This is a genomic window from Thalassoroseus sp., assembly GCF_984380535.1.
Genome location: NZ_CFHRBF010000002.1, coordinates 497011 through 514523, shown reverse-complemented (window position 1 = coordinate 514523; position 17513 = coordinate 497011). Strand labels below are relative to the sequence as shown.

Here is a 17513-nt window from a genome sequence, read left to right as displayed (position 1 = left end):
CACCAGTTCAAACAAACACGGATGCATTCTCTGGTTTAATTCCGTCTCGGGATGCATCGGGTTAAATCCACCGAGAAACCACGTTTTCAGCCTCGAATCCCATCAGTTGCCAACCGGCGACTTACCTCACTCAGCGAAAAATCACTGCAAAATCAACTAATTTGACCAATTCGCGGACGGCAACGGCGATCGGTCATCATGATGCCAGGAATCAACTTGTTGCATCGGCATCAATCGCGACTGGCACCCTAACGATATCACATTTCTAGAAGACCACCACCGACCATCTCGGGCTATCCTAACGCAATCCGACTAATTTTCCCGGTGGAAAACGTTTGACCGCGAGACTTCACTTCAGGGTGCCGAATCGCGATGTTCGTCCACGTCTTGCCGACACAAACCGAATGAGGCTTCTAGTCTCAAACAAAAATCGTGTGACCCAAAAACTAAGTCCGACACTTGAAGGTGTTTTTGCTCTAAGACAGGATGGAGTCGATTCGCACACAACCAGCTATGAATCACTTTCGTTCGTGGTCCGAAAGGGCCACGCCGAGTCGTTATGTCACATATGTGACTTTAAAAATACCACTGCTCAATTTGTTGTGCAGTCCGCAAGCCGGATAGTTCACAAAGCGGGAAAGAATGCGATGGATATTGGGACAAAAAAGCTGATCGGAATTTCCATCGCAGCTGCGATCGGAGCAATATTGCCGACAGCGATGTATCTGCTCGACGCGCCACCAGTCGCAACTGTTCTCGTGACAGTGGGAATTGTAGTCTTCGCGATTGTTGCTTGTTTGATCGTATGGTTTCGCGGAATTGAGGATAGGTTCCGGCGAACTTTATCATGGGCTCTGTTTTCACTTACGTGGCTGATTGTCGCAAAACTGACCTTTGGCTGGAGTGGTCGTGCAGGAGTGGCGGCAGAAACCGAATGGAAACAATCGCGATTTGTCGGATTTCTGGAACTGATGACCCAGCAAAGTCAAATTACGGACGTTGTCTTGGGAATCATTGCGGTTTCTTGCGTGATTTATGCGTGCAAATTAGCGTTGTCACCACATGCTGGGAAACATTCGGAACGGTCCCAGGCGGATGACGTGATGTCGGGAACCCAGGATACATTGCGATCCTGGGTGCGGCACGTACTTTCTGTCAAGTATCCGAAGGCGGAAGTCACGCACTGTACGCTCGGGAAACCGGGGCTCTCGTATTACCGAATTGCAACCACAATGCACGGATTCCCTCATGTTTTTCCAGTCGGCGTATGTGAGTTGGAAATAACTGAAGACACTCTCTCGAATTTCGTGGCGTCGGTAAAGAAGTACCAGATGGGAAATGCAGCGTTCCCGCTGGAAGTCGTCTATTCTGGTGAGCGACCTGACAACAACACGCAGACGCTCGCAGAACGCCACCGAATATCCCTTCGAAGCTTCCCTCAGTTCCAAGGTTTGATCGACTTTTCGGATTACCTTACTGACCAAACCAATAGATTGAATCAAGATCAAATTTATCCACCTTCGCTGTACATTGATCAGCGCATGGCGTTCGATGAACGCGGCCAACGAACACAGACGGAAGACGCGTTGGACGTACTCCAGTCGTGGCTGCAATTGCCGACGGGACGATTCGTAGTAATTCTCGGAAGCTTTGGGACTGGTAAGACGTTTTTGCTTCACGAACTCGCAAGGCGTATGCACGAGAAAGGAGACGGAATAATACCTATCCTCATCGAAATGAGGAATCTGGAAAAAGGACGTACACTTGATCAGCTTGTTGCTCAGCATTTTGCAACGTTCGGTGAAGATGCGTACAACCGAAAGGCTTTCCGCTACATGCTTGAGCATGGTCGCATTGTATTGCTATTCGACGGTTTTGATGAATTAGCACTCCGAGTTTCCTACGAACGCGTTGTCGAGCACTTCGACACTCTATTGGAAGCGGCTATCGGCGACGCAAAAGTTATTGTTACAAGTCGTACGCAACACTTTGTCTCTGATCAGCAGGTTCGCACAGCGATCGGAAAACGAGCCGAAGAACTTCCTTCCAATCGCATTGCTTACTTGCAACCGTTTGACGAAATTCAAATCAGTCACTTTCTTCTTAAGCGGTATGAAGGAGATCGCTCCAAAGCCGATCGACGACTTAAATTGATCCAAAATATTCAGGATCTTATGGGCTTATCGGCTACGCCAAGAATGCTTGTCTTTATTGCGGACCTTCCGGAAGAACGGCTTATGGCTGTTCAAGATGCGTCGGGTGAAATCTCCGCTGCCGACCTATATCAAGAGATTCTTTCGACTTGGATGGAAAACGAGTGGAGCAGGCGGCACCCGAAAGCTGCAATACATGGATTACCGCTTGAGCAAATGTGGTTTGCAGTAACCGATTTGGCGATAAGGCTCTGGGCGAAGACCGACCACGCCGTTCCTCTCGAAGAATTGGAGGAGAGTGTTCAATCCACGTTGGATCAGAATTTGACTGGCAACATTCCCACTGACTTGCAAGTTTCAGTGCACCAGGTTGGATCAGGGACTCTCTTATGCCGCGATGTCGACGGAGATTTCCATTTTGTACATCAATCCGTAATGGAGTGGTTGGTAGCGCGCAGTATAGCCCAAGAAGTTATCCATCAGAGCAGTGAGACTCTGCTTTTGTCGCGTAGGATTTCACCACTGATGGCAAGTTTCTTGCGTGATTTGATTGGTCACGACAAATTACAAGAATGGTTCGATTCTTTGTTGGAAAAGCAAGATGTTCCTGATGTGTTAATAGAGAATATGCGACTAATTTCTTCGCACTTGGCAAATGCTGATCGACCACTGAATCAGGCAAGGCTCGAAGGACGAATTCTGCAAGGTCAAGACTTCTCTAACGAGAAGCTTGCTGGACGAGAATTATCCTGTGGCGACTTCTTCAGCTCGCTTTTCGTGGGAACAGATCTTTCCAACGCCGTTATGGTAAATGCTCGACTAGTCCAATGTAACTTTCGTAGCGCTAATATGAGTGGGGCAGACTTGAGGGAGGCGGTATTCGATCGCGCGAATCTCGATGGCGCAGATATGCGTGGAGCAGATGTTGAGGGCGCTAGCTTTCGGTTAGCCAACTTGCTTCACATAAAAGATCGCAATATTGAATGGAGTAAAGCTGACCTCTTCGGAGCAGCTCTACGACCGCAAAATACGACATTCCAACTACATGCTAGGTCGTCGGCTGTCCATTGTGTGGCGTTCATGCCAGTATCTGCAAGGAGGCCAATACCAGCCGATCGCGAACCTTGGGACGAAGAACTTTGGCCTCCAACAATATTTGCTGTTGGAACGACCTCGGGAGCATCTGTATGTGACGCATTCAACGGTCACGAGTTGTTTCACCTAATCGGCCATAGGGGAGCTGTCTACAGAGTTGCGTTTTCTGCCGATGGGAAAAGCCTCGCGTCCGCCGGTCAGGATGGCACGGCACGACTATGGAACGTTGAAACAGGACAGGAAATTAGCTCATTTGAAGGCCACGAGAGTGCAGTGTCGGGAGTGGCATTTTCGCCAGATGGTCGCCTTCTCGCTACCTCTAGCGAAGATGAGACGGTCCGGCTTTGGGAGATCGAAACTGGAGTTGAGTTACGGCAAATTCATTGTCGGCAGGGTAAAACAATGGATGTAGCGTTCTCTTGTAAAGAAGATATGTTCGCAACTGCCGGTCAGGACGGTTCTATTTGCATGTGGAAAACTGAGACTGGCGAAGAATTGGGACGCTTGAAACGCCACAATAGTGTTGTCAGTCGTATCGCATTCGCACCAGGTACCGGTAACCTTGCAAGTGTAAGTCACGATGGTACGGCACAAATCTGGGATATTCACCGAAGCATTTCTCATCGTAGTTTGGAGGGCCAAATGGGCATCCTTCATGACGTAGCGTTTTCGCCTGATGGAAGTAGCTTTGCGACCGTCGGTCAGAGTGAAGGTGTTAATGTTTGGAAAACAGACAACCTCTCGATCGTTTGCCAATTAGAAGGGCATCGTGGCGCTGTCTTTGGCGTAGCGTTCTCGCCGGACGGCGTTTTGCTGGCGACTGCCGGGATAGACAAAACAACACGGCTGTGGAAGTTGGCCAGCCGGCGTGAGGTCGATCGTCTCGAAGGGCATTCTAGCGTTCAATTGAGTGTTAAGTTTTCACCGGACGGCAGTAGGCTTGTCTCTAGCGGAAATAGTGGTCGGGTAGATATGTGGGATGTTGGCAGCGGACGCCAAGTTCTTAGCTCTTCGGTAAATCAGAACATCGTTATTTGTTCAACATTCTCCCCGGATGGAAAGCTAACTGTTTCAACGGGCGACGATGGGCTTGTTGAGTTGCGAGACGCCGACACCGGCGTTGTTTTGCGTGGAATGCAGTTCGGCAAGTCTAGAATCTATGGCGCAGCGATATCACCTGACGGCAAGTTGCTTGCGGTTGCAGGGGAAAACGGCTTGGTGCAGTTGTTTGTGTTAGAAACTCTACACACCATTCGACATTTTAAGGGCCATAAGGCGACTGTTTTACGAGTCACTTTCTCTCCCGATGGTGCCGTACTTGCTACAACCAGTCAGAATGGAACGGTTCGCTTATGGGATGTTAACAATGGTCAAGAGATACACGGTTGGAAAGGTCACGAAGGGGCGGTCTATGGAGTTGATTTCTCGGCAGACGGTCACACTTTGGCAACTGGTGGTGACGATGGCATTGTAAGGCTTTGGCGCACCGATGATGTTTGCGAGCTCAGTAGTTTCACAGGTCACATTGGTACGGTTTCGGGCGTCGCTTTTTCGCCAATCGATGGTACCATTGCAACATCTGGGCATGACGGCACGATAAGATTCTGGGACTTAGACAAAGGACGAGAAGTTCACCAGCACATTGGGCATCATGACGCGATTCTTAGTCTCGACTATTCACCAGATGGAGAATTGCTTGCAACCGCTAGCGTTGATGGAACCATTCGATTGTGGGAAACCAGCGCCAGTTACGAACCCCAACAGATTGCAGCACATGATTCAGCAGTTAACCAAGTGGAGTTTTCAAGGGAATGGAGAACACTAATCTCTATCAGTGGAGATGGGTCAGCAAAAGTATGGGCGCTTAATGGCGGCAATTTAGTGCACCAATTCAATGGGCATGATGGTGCGATCAACGAAATGGCGTTGTCGCCTGACGGCAAAACACTTGCGACCGTAGGTGTCGACGCGACGACACGACTTTGGGAGATTGCAAGTGGCCATCAGATTCATGTGTGGAATGGTCGAAGTGGTGCTGTCCATAGCGTTGCGTTCTCGTCGGACGGTCGTTTGCTTGCAACTGGAGCTGATGACGGCACGGTCAGCGTCTATGAAGTTGAGGTAGATCAGATTTCGCGAATTCCAACCGTTGATGGACGAATACGAAGTATCGCATTTACTCCGTCCGGAGGGTCGCTCGTTGTTGCGGGTGCCGATGGAACAATAAGAGTATGCGACCTCGCAAGAGGGAGTGTAGTACGGCGATTCGCGGGACATAGTGCCAACAGTCTTTGGAAGGTTTCCATCTCTCCCGACGGACGTTCAATAGCAACGTGCGGGACAGACGGCACAGCGCGAATTTGGGATATTGAGACTGGCCGTCTACTAAATCTCTTGGAGGGACATCAGAAAGCTGTTCTATCCGTAGCATTCTCGCCAGATGGCCGAACGTTGGCGACTGCCGGCGAGGACGAAGTGGTCAAGTTGTGGGACATTGAGAGTGGAAGCGATTTCCGCGAGTTCCATGGTCACGAGGGGCCAGTATTGAGCGTATCCTTCTCACCGGATGGTCGTTCATTGGTTACGGGGGGACGCGATGGCACGGTGAGATTGTGGAGTGTTTCCGCACTTCACTGGATTTTGATCCCAACCGAAGATTCATGGGCGTCCATCCGGAGTGACGGAGCTCACTTCTGGCAGGGCGGACCAGGTGCTCCATTTTGGTATGTCAATGGATTGGTGCGATTCGAGGCTGATGAAATGCCGAGCCTGCGGCTACATAACGAAAATGATAATAATCTGTTGCCGTCCAATCGTCGCAAGCAGCTTGCCAGTCGGTCATGATGATCTCCGAGATCAGAGCCTTTCATCGAAGCGATATTTCCGAACTGAACGCAATCGATGAAGCCTGTCAAAAATGAATCCGGCCCAATTCCGCCGCGATCATGACTGGATTTCTTCGTCTCCACCACTTCCGAAAAATGTTACTCATCAACTTTAATTCATAATTGACACCCAGCTCGCCAGGATGCTATTGTCCAGTTGTTCGATAAAACTACGGAAACGAGAAGGCGAGCGAGCGATGGGAACAACGGCGATCTATGTTCGGGTATCCACGAAAGCCCAGGATACGCGGTCTCAGGAACCGGACTTGAAGAAATGGGCAGAGGCTTTCGGCGGTGGGGAGGTCGAGTGGTATCGCGACAAAGCCAGCGGAAAGACGATGGACCGGCCCGAGTGGAACCGGCTTGAGCAGGATATCCGTACCGGCAAGGTCAGCACGATTGCCATTTGGCGTCTCGATCGCCTCGGACGAACCGCAAGCGGACTCACCTCGCTATTTGACGACCTGCAAGTACGGAAGGTGAACCTCGTTAGTATCCGCGACGGTTTGGACCTCTCTACGTCTGCAGGTCGCCTCATGGCTAACGTGCTGGCTTCCGTCGCACAGTACGAAAACGAAGTCCGCGGGGAGCGGGTTCGGGCTGGACAAGCAAAAGCCAAAGCTCAGGGCAAACGCTGGGGCGGCTCGAAAGCTGGTGTCCGCAAGAAAGTCGACGCCACGAAAGAGCGTCTGATTCTTCAGCTGAAGGAACAAGGTGAATCCGTGAGTTCAATCGCTCGCAATCTTCATCTATCACGTCCGACGATCTACTCCGTTTTGAACGGCAACGCATAGCGTCGGCTCGTTTCAAACTGCTTAAAGCATGAGAGACCCTAATCGAGGTCGCGGAACCCGACTCTCATAGCGGGCAAAATTTTTTGGTAGTAAATCACTCGTCTCACAGACTATACGGTAGGACGAATCATTCTTTAAAAGCTAAAGGTGGACACATGAACTCATCGGGAATGCTCAAACTCGAAGGCAAGGGGGCGGCGTACATCCGTGTAAGTGACGACAGTCAGGATCCCGAGAGACAACGCAAGTCAATCGAAGCCTTCTGCTCGCGATACGACCTGCATATTCTAGCGAGTAATTGGTTTGTGGACGTAGGTTGGAGCCGGGACCGGACGGATCGCCCCGGTTTTACTGAGCTACTTCGTGCTATCGAACTTGGGCAGATTCAATGGGTAGTCGTTGACCAGCCAGACCGTTTTGGAACTGCCACTGTTTTAGAGTACGCATCGTATCTGCATCAACTCAGTATAAGCAATTGCCTGTTGGTGAGCGTTGAAGGGGAAATACTCGGTGGGGAAGAATTCCATCAAGTCCTTCAGGCATTGATTACCGGCGAAAGAAGCATTGGGGAACTCAAACAAAAGTCATGGCGGACACTCTCGAGTCAAACGAATCTTGCGGGAAAAGGGCTTTCGCAAGGTGGTCTTCCGCCGTTCGGCCTAGATAAAGCGTGTGTCGATCCGATAACCGGGGAGGAAAAATGGCGAGTCGTGGTCGAGAGCAGAAACCGTCGGCTAAAGGTTTATCCAGACGGACGCGAATCGGAGCGTTTCGACGGCAAAGACAACTCGCCGCCGAAATCGGGTAATGAAGTCTTCCGCTTGGTTCCGAGTCGTGACGAAGTCAAATTGGATGCAATTCGAGCGGTGTTTCGAATGTATGCCACAGAGTCAATTTCGATGGGCAAACTTGCTCGATTTCTTAACGATTCCGGGTACCGATCGTCGTCGGGAGCGAAGTTTACACAAGCTCAAATCAAGAAGCTTCTTGAGAACCCGGTTTATATCGGTCGTCCTGCGTACAACAAGACGTCAAATGCCAAGTACCACGAGTCTGATGGGCAAACCGTGAAAAAGGTGAGCAGTCGAGATAAAAAGCAGCGAGCTCATTCAAAAGACGAATGGATACAACCAGTTATTGAAATTTTCGAACCCGTTGTGGATCGCAACACCTGGGATGCTGTGCAGAAAAAATTGGAGAAACCACGCGAAACCCGTACAGCAGTAAGGAATCCGAATTTGATTTTTTCTGGTTTGCTCTACTGTGCTGACTGTGGAGCGCGGATGGTTGCACATCGGCAGCAAAACCGAGACGGGAGTCGCACGCAGACGTATTTCTGTGGATCATACAAGAAAGCAAAGGGAGACGGTTCGGAAAGCCCATGCAAACGAAATACGGTGCAGGTTGATGCGATAATGCCTTCCGTCGATAAATACCTAGATGAGTTGAATGAAGACCTTCTTTTGTTGGAGGAGGCACAGAATTCGGAAGATAATGCGCTCGTGGAACGCGCACGTGCTCGATTCGCTTCGGACATCAAAGACATGATGGAAGCGAAAACTCGAATTTGTTTTCTTCTGAGTTACGCCAATCAGCACCTTGGAATTCGTCCCAATCTTCGCATTCCCAGGATTGCTTTCAACAACTCAAAGGTCGAATCAATTGAGGAGATAAATACGAAGCTAAATCAATTGGAAGAAATAATGGCGAGCGTTGATAAGGCTGACGAGTGGAGTCTTGAGCACCGTGCCGCCTTTACGAAGACTTTGAGCGTTATTGACGACGCGTTTACGCAGATATTCCCTCAAGTAAGGGAGAAACTGGAAGTAGAACGTGAAAAACTGCGCCGAGAACTCAGGACGCTTTCGCAAGGAATGATGCAACTTCCAGGAACCGCAAAGCATGCAAGGAGAATGGCTGAGGAAGACATGCTAACGCTTGAACGCAAGTTGGATGCAGTTGAAGAAGCCCTCAAGGACCAATCTGGTAAGCTGCGAAAAGCAAAAGCGTTTGTGAAGGAGTCTCGCAAGAACATCGACCAAGCGAGAACCGTATTCCAGGTACAACTCGACGAAGCCACCAACCGTCGGATGGCTGAGGCACTGAGGAAAGTGATTTTACGAATCGACCTACGTAGTGAACCAACTGGTAAGCGGTCCCCTTCGACTAGATTGCGCGAAATCACAATTACTCCAGTGACGGGAGAACCAAGAAAATTTTCTGTCAGTCCTGAAAGCGCTGTTGTAACCACGGGTCGCCGTAGTTGTGATAGCCGAGTTGTTCCCAGTAGCCGGGTTGGTTCTCGTCGACGAGTTCGACGCGTCGGACCCACTTTGCGCTTTTCCATGCGTAGAGACGAGGCACCACCAATCGCACAGGGCCGCCGTGATCGGCGTTGATCTGGTCTCCGTCGTGGGTATCGACGAACAACACATCGTCGGCGAGAAAGTCTTCCAAGGGAAGATTTGTTGTCCAGCCGTAATCGTAGCCGGTGATGACGACGAACTTCGCTTCCGGCCGAACACCGACACGCTCGAGCAGTTCGCGTGAAGAGACGCCTTCCCATAGGTTACCGAGTCGTGACCACGTCGTCACACAGTGGAAGTCCGAGAAAACTTTCGTGCGGGGCAGTTCACGAAAGGCGTTCCAATCGAGCTTCAGCGGGTTTTCGACCAACCCTTTGATCTCCAATGTCCACGTGTCTGTTGTCACGTTTGGCACATCACTCGCGTGGAGCACCGGCCATTTGCGGGTTCGCGTTTGCCCCGGCGGGACGCGATTCTCTCGATGCGTATCCGGGCTGACGATGATGTCGGCCTCGATGTCGACTGGTCGTGGGGGATCGCCGTTCTGATATTTCGGGTCGGATGTGGTCATACGGAAACTCCGTCCGGCGGGTTATGCGAGTTGATTCGTTCTTGATAACTCACAGGCGGAAAACCCGCAAGATGTGCGACTCCGCGAGATTGGCCCTTGTCGGTCGAGCAGGACGTCCCTTACACTTTTCTGTGTTGTAGCTCACAAGTGGTTCGTGAAATTTGGGAAGGCGGCAAAACTGTGCTTTCGTTCGATTGGGAAGAAAGCGTCGGTTATTGGGTGTGTACGACGTCGCACGCAATTCGCCGCACGTTGGAGGCCGAGCTCGCGAAGGAAAATATTACGCTTCGTCAGTGGGAAGTTTTGGCCTGGATCGCTGTGCACGGAGAACCCTCCCAGACGCAAATTGCTGACTGCTTGGGAATCGAGCCGCCGACTCTTGCGGGAGTTATCTCTCGCATGGAACGCGATGGTTGGTTGGAGCGGAATTGTTGCCCGGATGATCGTCGTCGCAAGCGTCTCAAAGCGACTCCGCAAGCCGAAGCGGTTTGGAATCGCACGGTGGAGTGCTGCCAGCGGGTGCGTCGTCAGGCGACTAACGGTATTAGCCCGGATGACTTGGCAACTTTTCGGCGCGTTTGTCAGCAGGTGCGGACGAATCTCAACGATGATTGCTCGACGGGTTGCAGTGACGACGTGACTTCAAAAGCTGTTCCAGTGGCGAAATCCTCCTGATCGATTCGGATGATTTCGCGTCTTACGCATCTTCGAGCTTAAGTGTCGACCATAAACTGGGATCGTTGTCGTACGGAAATGCTGCGTCTAAATTCCATGACTGTTCGCCGTGATCGACATCAAGCACGTTGCAGTAGAAACCAAGTCGCGGGCTGTGCTCGGGGTCATATCCCTTCAAGCAATTCGCCGGGATTTCTGCCCGTAGCGTGTAGCCATTCTTTCGAACATGGCTTTGAACGGTGAAATCGTTGCTGGTCGCGAGTGGGTGTGATTCCTTCGCCCGTGCGATCGCGACTTCACGACCGCTCGGTTTTTTTGCGTCTTTCCCGCTTCCGGATGGCAGGAAGTTGAATGAATGGCAATAGCGGCTGGCACGGTGGATTGTCTGCGTATCGCGAGTGTCAATCCACACGAACAGTGCATCCGATTGCTCAGGAGCCTTGGGGTTACAGGCCGGGAAATTCGATTTGTTGTCGACTGCCACGGAAATCGCTAGACCGTCCGGATGCCAACCGACACGGACATCGGCCCAAAATTCGCCACCATTGAGTGACGCCGGCCAAGGTAGCGCACAGGTTTCCGGAAGCAGCAGAGATTTGCCTTCGGTTTGATCGAGGGTCTTTAGGCGAGGCACCGAGATTTCATAACGGAATAGAAAACTCGGAGGAATCACAGGCGACATCGGCGGTTCTCGCAAGTGCGTTGGTAGAAAGACGTACTCTTGGTGATAGTCAACGTACTCAGAATTGGCAACGCCAGGCGATATTTTGTCCAGATCGTTGAAATTGTTCCGATAGCCATGCCAGACGTTCTTCGATGATGGCGAGCGTCTGCGATGTGGATTCAGCCGAAGCGAGCACCGTACACACTGGCCATGCAGCGGCGATGGTTGTGTCGGCGTGGGGGATGTCCGCGAAATCCGGCAATTGAAACGCCTGCGATGTCTTTGGCTGCATCACCGATTCTGTCAATGCGTGAGGAACTCGCAGTGACTTGGGTGCATACACAATCAACTTCGCGGCGACAGTTCGCGGATTGTCGTTCCGCTGGTCGATCGGGTTGGCATTGCAGGCCTCAATGTGATCTGCAATGAGGGAACGTCGATGAACCGCGTCCCAAAGTTCTCCGGTGGCTGTGTATCGCGGATTGATTTCCACCGGCCATACCGTTTCACCATCCCAGAGAAAATCGATTCCCCAGCAGCCTACCAGACCGCAGTGGTCGGCTAACAGGCGGGCGATACGAATCAGTTGAGTCTTGGCGGCGTCAGGAATATCAGGCTGTGTGATTCCGCCGCACCAACCGAATTGCGTTGCATGAAGACCCGCATGGTCGGCAAAGTGTCGCACGAGTCCCACCAATTGAACGTCTGGTTTGTGCGATGTGGGAATGGCAAGGAACGTCGCTGAGTAAGAATCTCCTTGGCCATGTTCTTGAAAGAAGAAGTGGCGGGAGGTTGGAAGTTGCTGGTCCCACCTTTGAATTCTCTGTCCTCCCGCGCTGCGGATCGGTTTCCGTAGCCATCTTCCGTTGGGGGCGGGCGGGTGATCGAAACGACTAACAGCCAACGTTGGTAAGCCGGTATCCGCGAGAACTCTCGTCCAGAAAAACGGGTCACGGATGCTTCGTAAGGTTTGAGCGGTATTTCCCAATAGCCGGTGCTTCTCTGCCAGTCCCTGCACCAAACGCGGGCGGTTTTCTAAGCCGCCGGTGAATATCCAAGAGATCGACGGCAAGTCGCGAACAGCCTTTGCGATTCCGCGGGGATAGTTCGGCACGTGCATGACATGTGCAATGCGGGCGAGATCGGCATCCGCAAATGCGTCGATGCAGATCGGCTCCCAGCCACCGCGAATTGCGGACATCGCCGCCGCTCGTGTGCTGGCACCGATAATGAGTAGCGAACGGTCGGAACTTATCACGGGTCACGCGGGGCGTATCATTTCAGATTGCGCGAGCGGACCACGACAAACACTCGACAAACCGGCATCGACCAGGATTGGCACAAACCGGGCATGCATTCGGCGACAGTTTCGCGATAGGTCCGCTTGCATCCGTCCGAATCGCTCGCGGTATCGTTGCACGGTTGCTTCGTCGAGGATCAAGTCGCTTTCCATGCCGGTCTCGACGTCGATCAGTCGGCGTCCACCAAGCGGCGTCGGGTCGGCTTCCCAAGCATGTAGCGTTTGCAAGACCCACAATGCACTGCAACCGGTTGCCAGGCGACGGATCATTGGCTCGGCATCGTGTGGGAAAAGAAAGTCGCTGATGACAATTCGCACTGATTGTTTCGCCGACGGAATCAAGTTCTCAGCGACCGCTTGGGAAAGCGGTCGCGTACCAGAGAATTCTTGATTGCGAAGCTCTTCCAACGATTCGAGTTCCAATCGTCGGAGCGGTGTGTGGTCGTCGATCAACGTCAGTTGCGGTCGTCCACCTAACCGAGCCGCAAGTAGAACGAATAATCCCGCTAATTGTCGAGCGACCACCGACTTGACCGATATCGTCGCTGGCGCGTTTGGCGGAGACGTGAGCATCGAACGGCTGCAATCGAGGAAAATTTCCGTCCGTGGACTGATCTCTTCTCGGTACATTCGCAGCATCAGCGTGTCGGCACGGGCATACGCGGCCCAGTCGAGGTGGCGAATATCGTCACCAGGGAGGTATTCGCGATGCTCTTGAAATTCGAGCGAACTCCCCGTGCCACGTCCCAGCAACTCACCGGCCCGACCGGAGACCGGCACCCGAGGCAAACCGAGTTGCCAAGTGTCGGCCATTCGCTGTACTTCGGGATCGCTTCGCATGGGGCATCGGCTCGGTGAGTGTTTCGAGGGAATCGAATCTACGAAACCCAGACTCGCTTGCCAACTCCACGCGGACGCCGGCCGGCGGTTGCCCGTGCTTTAGTCGATCACGGTGTGTTCGTGCGGGCTCACCGAAACCATATGAGTATGCGGGCCGGTCGGAACATGCCGATGCGAGTAACCCACCGGCACGGGTTCACCATGCTGATGCCAAACGGCTCGTTCGATCAGCGAACCCAACGGTCCAGCCAATAACGCAGGGAGAAGAATCAGGTCCGCCACCAACGCAGCCGTGATGAGAGCCGCCATCAACCAGCCAAATCGGCTTACGATCAACAACTCCGAAGGGTAGAGCATCAACATCCCAATGGCGACTGTGGCGCTGGTTTGCCACAACGCAGGACCGCAATGACCCAAGGCTCGTGCGATGGCATCGTGCCGCGACATGCCATCCAAGATTCCTTTACGGAACCACGACAGCAAGTGCAGCGTACCATCGACCGCAATCCCTAATGCAACCGATGCCGTGACCATCGTGCCGATGTCGACCGGCAAGCCACTCCAGGAAATTAGCCCGAAGACAATTCCCACTGGCAGGACGTTGGGGATCATCGTGATCAGTCCGCTTCGAATGCTTCGCAGCACGAACATCATGACAAGACCGATGATGCAAAACGCGAGGCCGAAACTTCTGATCAAACTCTGCAGCACGGCTTCCTGCGTCTGCAAGAACAACGGAACCATTCCGGTGATGACGTGAAACGTTCCCGCGTGATCTTTCAATTGCGATTGCACGATCACGTTCAAGTCGCCCGGTTGTTTCTCCGGTTGATGCCAACTTCCGACCAGTTCCGCATAGCTGCGTTCCGAGAGGACCGATACCTGAGCGGTAATTCGCCAGATTTCGTCGCCCGGGAAGACTTGCGTTCGCTGTCCGCCGGCTTGTTCCAGGATGAAGGGAGTTTTCGCGACGGTATACAGGGATGATGCCCCAGCCTCGTCACCTTCCCGCAATCGTTTCTGAGTATGATTGACACGCAAGCGGAATTGGAAGTGATCCCGTCCCGATGCCTCTTCGCCGGGCGGATCGAACGCGATAAAGTCGGCCAGTGAAATGGCACCGCTGACTTCCGCATGATTTCGTAAGTCGTTTTCGATCCGGCGAATGAGTTCGGATCGTTCGTAGAAGTTCAGCTCGGTTTGGGCGTCTTTGCTGAAACGAACCAAAATGTCTGCCGGTGTAATTCCCGAGAGTCGGTCTTCCAGGAATTGATAGTCCTGTACAACCGTGGATTTCTGGTCAAAATATCGAATGACTTTGGTCTCTGTGCGGAAGTACCACAACCCTGCGACACACACCGCGAAAAAGACCATTCCACTAATGGAAATTACCCGCCATCGCTTGACTAACACATCGGCCAGTTTCTGCCATTGAGTGTGTTCGATTTCCGCCCGGTGGGGTCGCTTGCACGGCCAATAGACGAGCAAAGCCGGCAAACCGTACAGCACAACGATGAGGGAAACGACGCACCCAATCGCACAGTACAAACCGAAATTCTTGACGGGACTGAGTGAACTGGATGCTAACGAAACCAGCCCGATTGCAGTCGTCAAACTGGCGAGGATGCACGGTTGCCGAGCCATTTTACAGGCCTGCACAATAGCGTGCTCGCGGGAGTAGATCGCGGCATGTTTCCAGTAATTGGCCACATGAATCGCAGCGGAAAGGGTCAGCACCGCCAGCAACGGCGGCATCACGACTAGTACCGTAGAGACGATTCCACCCGTCCACGGGATGACGCTTACGCTCACGACCACAGCGAACATGGTCACGATCAATACCAAGACTGTCAGCCGGACACTTCGGAGCATAAAGAATACCACGAGTCCCGAAACCAACATGGACAACAGCACCGGTGAGCTGCGGTGAATTTGCCACCACGGCACCGATGCATCCCAAATTGTTTCGTTCACTTCGCGATTGAGCTCAGAACCTGCGATGGCTCGTCCGCCCATGTGGACAGTTTCGGGCGGAATTCCCGATGCCTCGGCCGCTTCCCGTATGGATCGAATGACGTCTTGAGTGTGCCCGTGGTGAGCCTGGGATAACACGACACCCAATGCAATCGGATCACCGGCTTCTTGGAAAACCGCCTCGATGGGCTGCGAACCGTCTGCAAGCGTCAGCTTCTCGATCACCGAGCGAACTTCGTCGATGCGTCCGGGTTGCTCGTGCATTCTCGGCCAACGCACCGCGAGATCATACGGTTTGGGTTGGTAGACTGGGGTGTCTGGGGTGTTCTCAGTTTCCGTCTTTACTGTGACGCCGTAGCTTGGCTGTTCGACGACCACTTCAAGACCAAGTTGATTGCGAACTTCGTCGGCAAGTGCGGCTCGAATCGTTTCAGAGGAGGTTTTCGCTGATGGGGCGATTTGAACCTTCAGGGATCCTTCGCCGATCAGCACACCTGTGAGATGTTCGATCGCTTGTTGCTCGGTAACTCCGCCATCCTTCATTCGCTGAATGACATCATGCGGACCGAGTACGCTTTGAATGTAGGGAACGTTTCCCGTCTCTTCGTTGCTTTCGGTCTGCGGTGATGAAAGACGACGTTTGAACTCGGCAAGACGGGGGTCGTTCAGGGAGCTGTGGTCCCAGGAGACCATAATTTGATCGTCACTCGGGAAGACTTCCTGATACCACTCGTAGATCAGAGCTTGCGGATCGTTCTTTGGCAACCATCCGGTAATGTCGTTGTCGATTTCCAGTGAGCGTAACGCCGAAAGGCTCATCGGCAGAATCAACGCCATACCAATCAGCACCCAAAAGGCACTGTGATGTCCCCAATAGTCGCGTCGTTCGAAGAAATGCTTCATTGTCATGCAGAGTACAAAGGCAAAATAGTGCCGATGTCACTTATGTACGGCTAGCGCACTGTGTTCGTCTGTGAACGAAATGCGTTGTGTCCGTGTGGCTCGGCAATGTATTTGGCAAGTTGCGTCCTCTTTTCAATTTGGGAGAGGACGGTTGAGAGCTTCGCATCGGAAGTCTCTCGACATATCAGTGTTTGCCTAGCAATGTTGGTAGGATCGGATCAAACGGCCGCAAGACTTCATCTGTTAATAGAATGATAAAACGGAGCGTTTGTCCGACATGGGTCGGGGGTTTGGCCCGCGCCGATTATACAAGGAGAATCAATTTATGAATGTAACAGAGGCGAGATGTTAAGATAATTTTCAGATCTTTAGTCAATTTCCGACATTTGCCTGGGTGAATACGTAGGCTGTTAGGGATGCTCTCTGATGTTGATAGGTGGAAACACTTATGATTATGTGGTCAGTTAATCTTGTTGGAAGCCTTTGACAAGTTCTTCGTCCCACTCGTCCAGCAGCGGCCAATCAATCGCACAGGTCCCGAAATCGGCCATATGTTGGTAGCCGTCCAGTCGATCGATTGTGGCTTGCAGTTGTTTGTCATCCTTGCGAAACGGCGGGCCATGACTAGGCAGCAGCCATTCGACATCCGAACTCTGGATTCGCTTGAGCGACTCGATAAAGTCTGGAATGTCAGAGCCGTGATGGGCGTCGATATTCCCGACACACCCGTCACGATAGATATTGTCGCCACTAAATAAAAGGTTACCCATGCGGAATGAAAGTTGGCCGTTGGTGTGCCCGGGAGTGTGCCAAACGTCGAGTTTCAGGTTCCCCACGGTCAGCTGATCGCCTTCGTTGATCAGCTGTTGCACTTTGACGGGCGGCATTTCCAAGGAAATATCTTGGGCCGAAATTTCGGCATATGTCGCGATTCGGTCACCTTCCCGGAGTAACTCCGCTGTATCGGGATGGCCGACGATCACCGCTTCGGTCAACAATTCTTGGGCGCGTTTGAGTCCTTGAATATGGTCGACGTCAGCATGTGTCGCCACCAAATACCGACAATTCGCCAGGGGAAAGTCCATGCGCCGGGCCATCTCGACGATTTCATCGACGGTATCGGTATAACCGACGTCGATCAGCATCCAATCGTTGTTTTCGTCGAAGACCAGATACACGCAACAGCCCAAACGCCGGCGGGCTTGGTAGTTCATTTCGATGACGTGTGGAAATAATTCACGTCTCGGTTCCATGCCTGTGTGCTCCGTCTGGGCGAACTGCCCAGTTCTTCATCGCAGTTCCACATGAGTTTGACGGTTCATCCTTCATGACTGCACTTGAAGCGCTCGAAAG

The 17513-nt window shown here is 52.3% G+C and carries 9 protein-coding genes and 1 pseudogene; 4 read left to right on the top strand and 6 right to left on the bottom strand.

What is annotated here, in order from left to right; all coding sequences use genetic code 11:
- Nucleotides 1-647 precede the first annotated feature (647 nt).
- From AC5DDB_RS04375 to AC5DDB_RS04365, 3 genes and pseudogenes are all read left to right on the top strand, one after another.
- Nucleotides 648-6092, top strand: a complete 5445-nt coding sequence (locus AC5DDB_RS04375; RefSeq protein WP_491738457.1) for an NACHT and WD40 repeat domain-containing protein — start codon at nt 648-650, stop codon at nt 6090-6092.
- Nucleotides 6093-6330: 238 nt separating this feature from the next.
- Nucleotides 6331-6927: a recombinase family protein gene (locus AC5DDB_RS04370; protein WP_491738456.1), complete on the top strand. Its 597-nt coding sequence runs from the start codon at nt 6331-6333 to the stop codon at nt 6925-6927.
- Between the two features lie 155 nt (nt 6928-7082).
- Nucleotides 7083-8330: pseudogene (locus AC5DDB_RS04365) on the top strand (recombinase family protein); the annotation flags it as partial.
- Between the two features lie 820 nt (nt 8331-9150).
- On the opposite strand, the gene AC5DDB_RS04360 reads toward AC5DDB_RS04365, so the two are convergent.
- The gene (locus AC5DDB_RS04360) at nt 9151-9804 is read right to left on the bottom strand and encodes a sulfite oxidase-like oxidoreductase (RefSeq protein ID WP_491738455.1); all 654 of its coding nucleotides are present in this window, start codon (nt 9802-9804) and stop codon (nt 9151-9153) included.
- A 96-nt stretch (nt 9805-9900) separates the two neighbouring features.
- Here AC5DDB_RS04360 and AC5DDB_RS04355 point away from each other — a divergent pair, with 96 nt between their 5' ends.
- Nucleotides 9901-10479 (top strand): MarR family winged helix-turn-helix transcriptional regulator, encoded by a 579-nt coding sequence (locus AC5DDB_RS04355; RefSeq protein WP_491738454.1) that lies wholly within the window; start codon nt 9901-9903, stop codon nt 10477-10479.
- A gap of 22 nt (nt 10480-10501) precedes the next feature.
- Here the strand turns inward: AC5DDB_RS04355 and AC5DDB_RS04350 are convergent, their stop codons facing one another.
- The 5 genes from AC5DDB_RS04350 to AC5DDB_RS04330 form a co-directional block, all read right to left on the bottom strand.
- Nucleotides 10502-11161, bottom strand: a complete 660-nt coding sequence (locus AC5DDB_RS04350; RefSeq protein ID WP_491738453.1) for a hypothetical protein — start codon at nt 11159-11161, stop codon at nt 10502-10504.
- Between the two features lie 58 nt (nt 11162-11219).
- Nucleotides 11220-12344 carry an ATP-grasp domain-containing protein gene (locus AC5DDB_RS04345; protein WP_491738452.1) on the bottom strand — a complete coding sequence of 375 codons (1125 nt, stop codon included), beginning with the start codon at nt 12342-12344 and terminating at the stop codon, nt 11220-11222.
- Between the two features lie 60 nt (nt 12345-12404).
- Nucleotides 12405-13283 (bottom strand): DUF58 domain-containing protein, encoded by an 879-nt coding sequence (locus AC5DDB_RS04340; protein WP_491738451.1) that lies wholly within the window; start codon nt 13281-13283, stop codon nt 12405-12407.
- A 99-nt stretch (nt 13284-13382) separates the two neighbouring features.
- Nucleotides 13383-16166, bottom strand: coding sequence for an efflux RND transporter permease subunit (locus tag AC5DDB_RS04335; RefSeq protein ID WP_491738450.1), 2784 nt, complete (start codon nt 16164-16166; stop codon nt 13383-13385).
- Nucleotides 16167-16624: 458 nt separating this feature from the next.
- On the bottom strand, nt 16625-17413 hold the full coding sequence (locus AC5DDB_RS04330) for an MBL fold metallo-hydrolase (RefSeq protein WP_491738449.1): 789 nt from the start codon (nt 17411-17413) through the stop codon (nt 16625-16627).
- Nucleotides 17414-17513 lie beyond the last annotated feature (100 nt).

Bases quoted from the DNA above. Each gene is read 5' to 3' on its own strand.
- AC5DDB_RS04360 (WP_491738455.1), bottom strand. From the start codon at position 9,804: ATGACCACATCCGACCCGAAATATCAGAACGGCGATCCCCCACGACCA.
- AC5DDB_RS04330 (WP_491738449.1), bottom strand. From the start codon at position 17,413: ATGGAACCGAGACGTGAATTATTTCCACACGTCATCGAAATGAACTAC.
- AC5DDB_RS04370 (WP_491738456.1), top strand. From the start codon at position 6,331: ATGGGAACAACGGCGATCTATGTTCGGGTATCCACGAAAGCCCAGGAT.
- AC5DDB_RS04350 (WP_491738453.1), bottom strand. From the start codon at position 11,161: ATGTCGCCTGTGATTCCTCCGAGTTTTCTATTCCGTTATGAAATCTCG.
- AC5DDB_RS04345 (WP_491738452.1), bottom strand. From the start codon at position 12,344: ATGTCCGCAATTCGCGGTGGCTGGGAGCCGATCTGCATCGACGCATTT.
- AC5DDB_RS04335 (WP_491738450.1), bottom strand. From the start codon at position 16,166: ATGACAATGAAGCATTTCTTCGAACGACGCGACTATTGGGGACATCAC.
- AC5DDB_RS04340 (WP_491738451.1), bottom strand. From the start codon at position 13,283: ATGCGAAGCGATCCCGAAGTACAGCGAATGGCCGACACTTGGCAACTC.
- AC5DDB_RS04375 (WP_491738457.1), top strand. From the start codon at position 648: ATGGATATTGGGACAAAAAAGCTGATCGGAATTTCCATCGCAGCTGCG.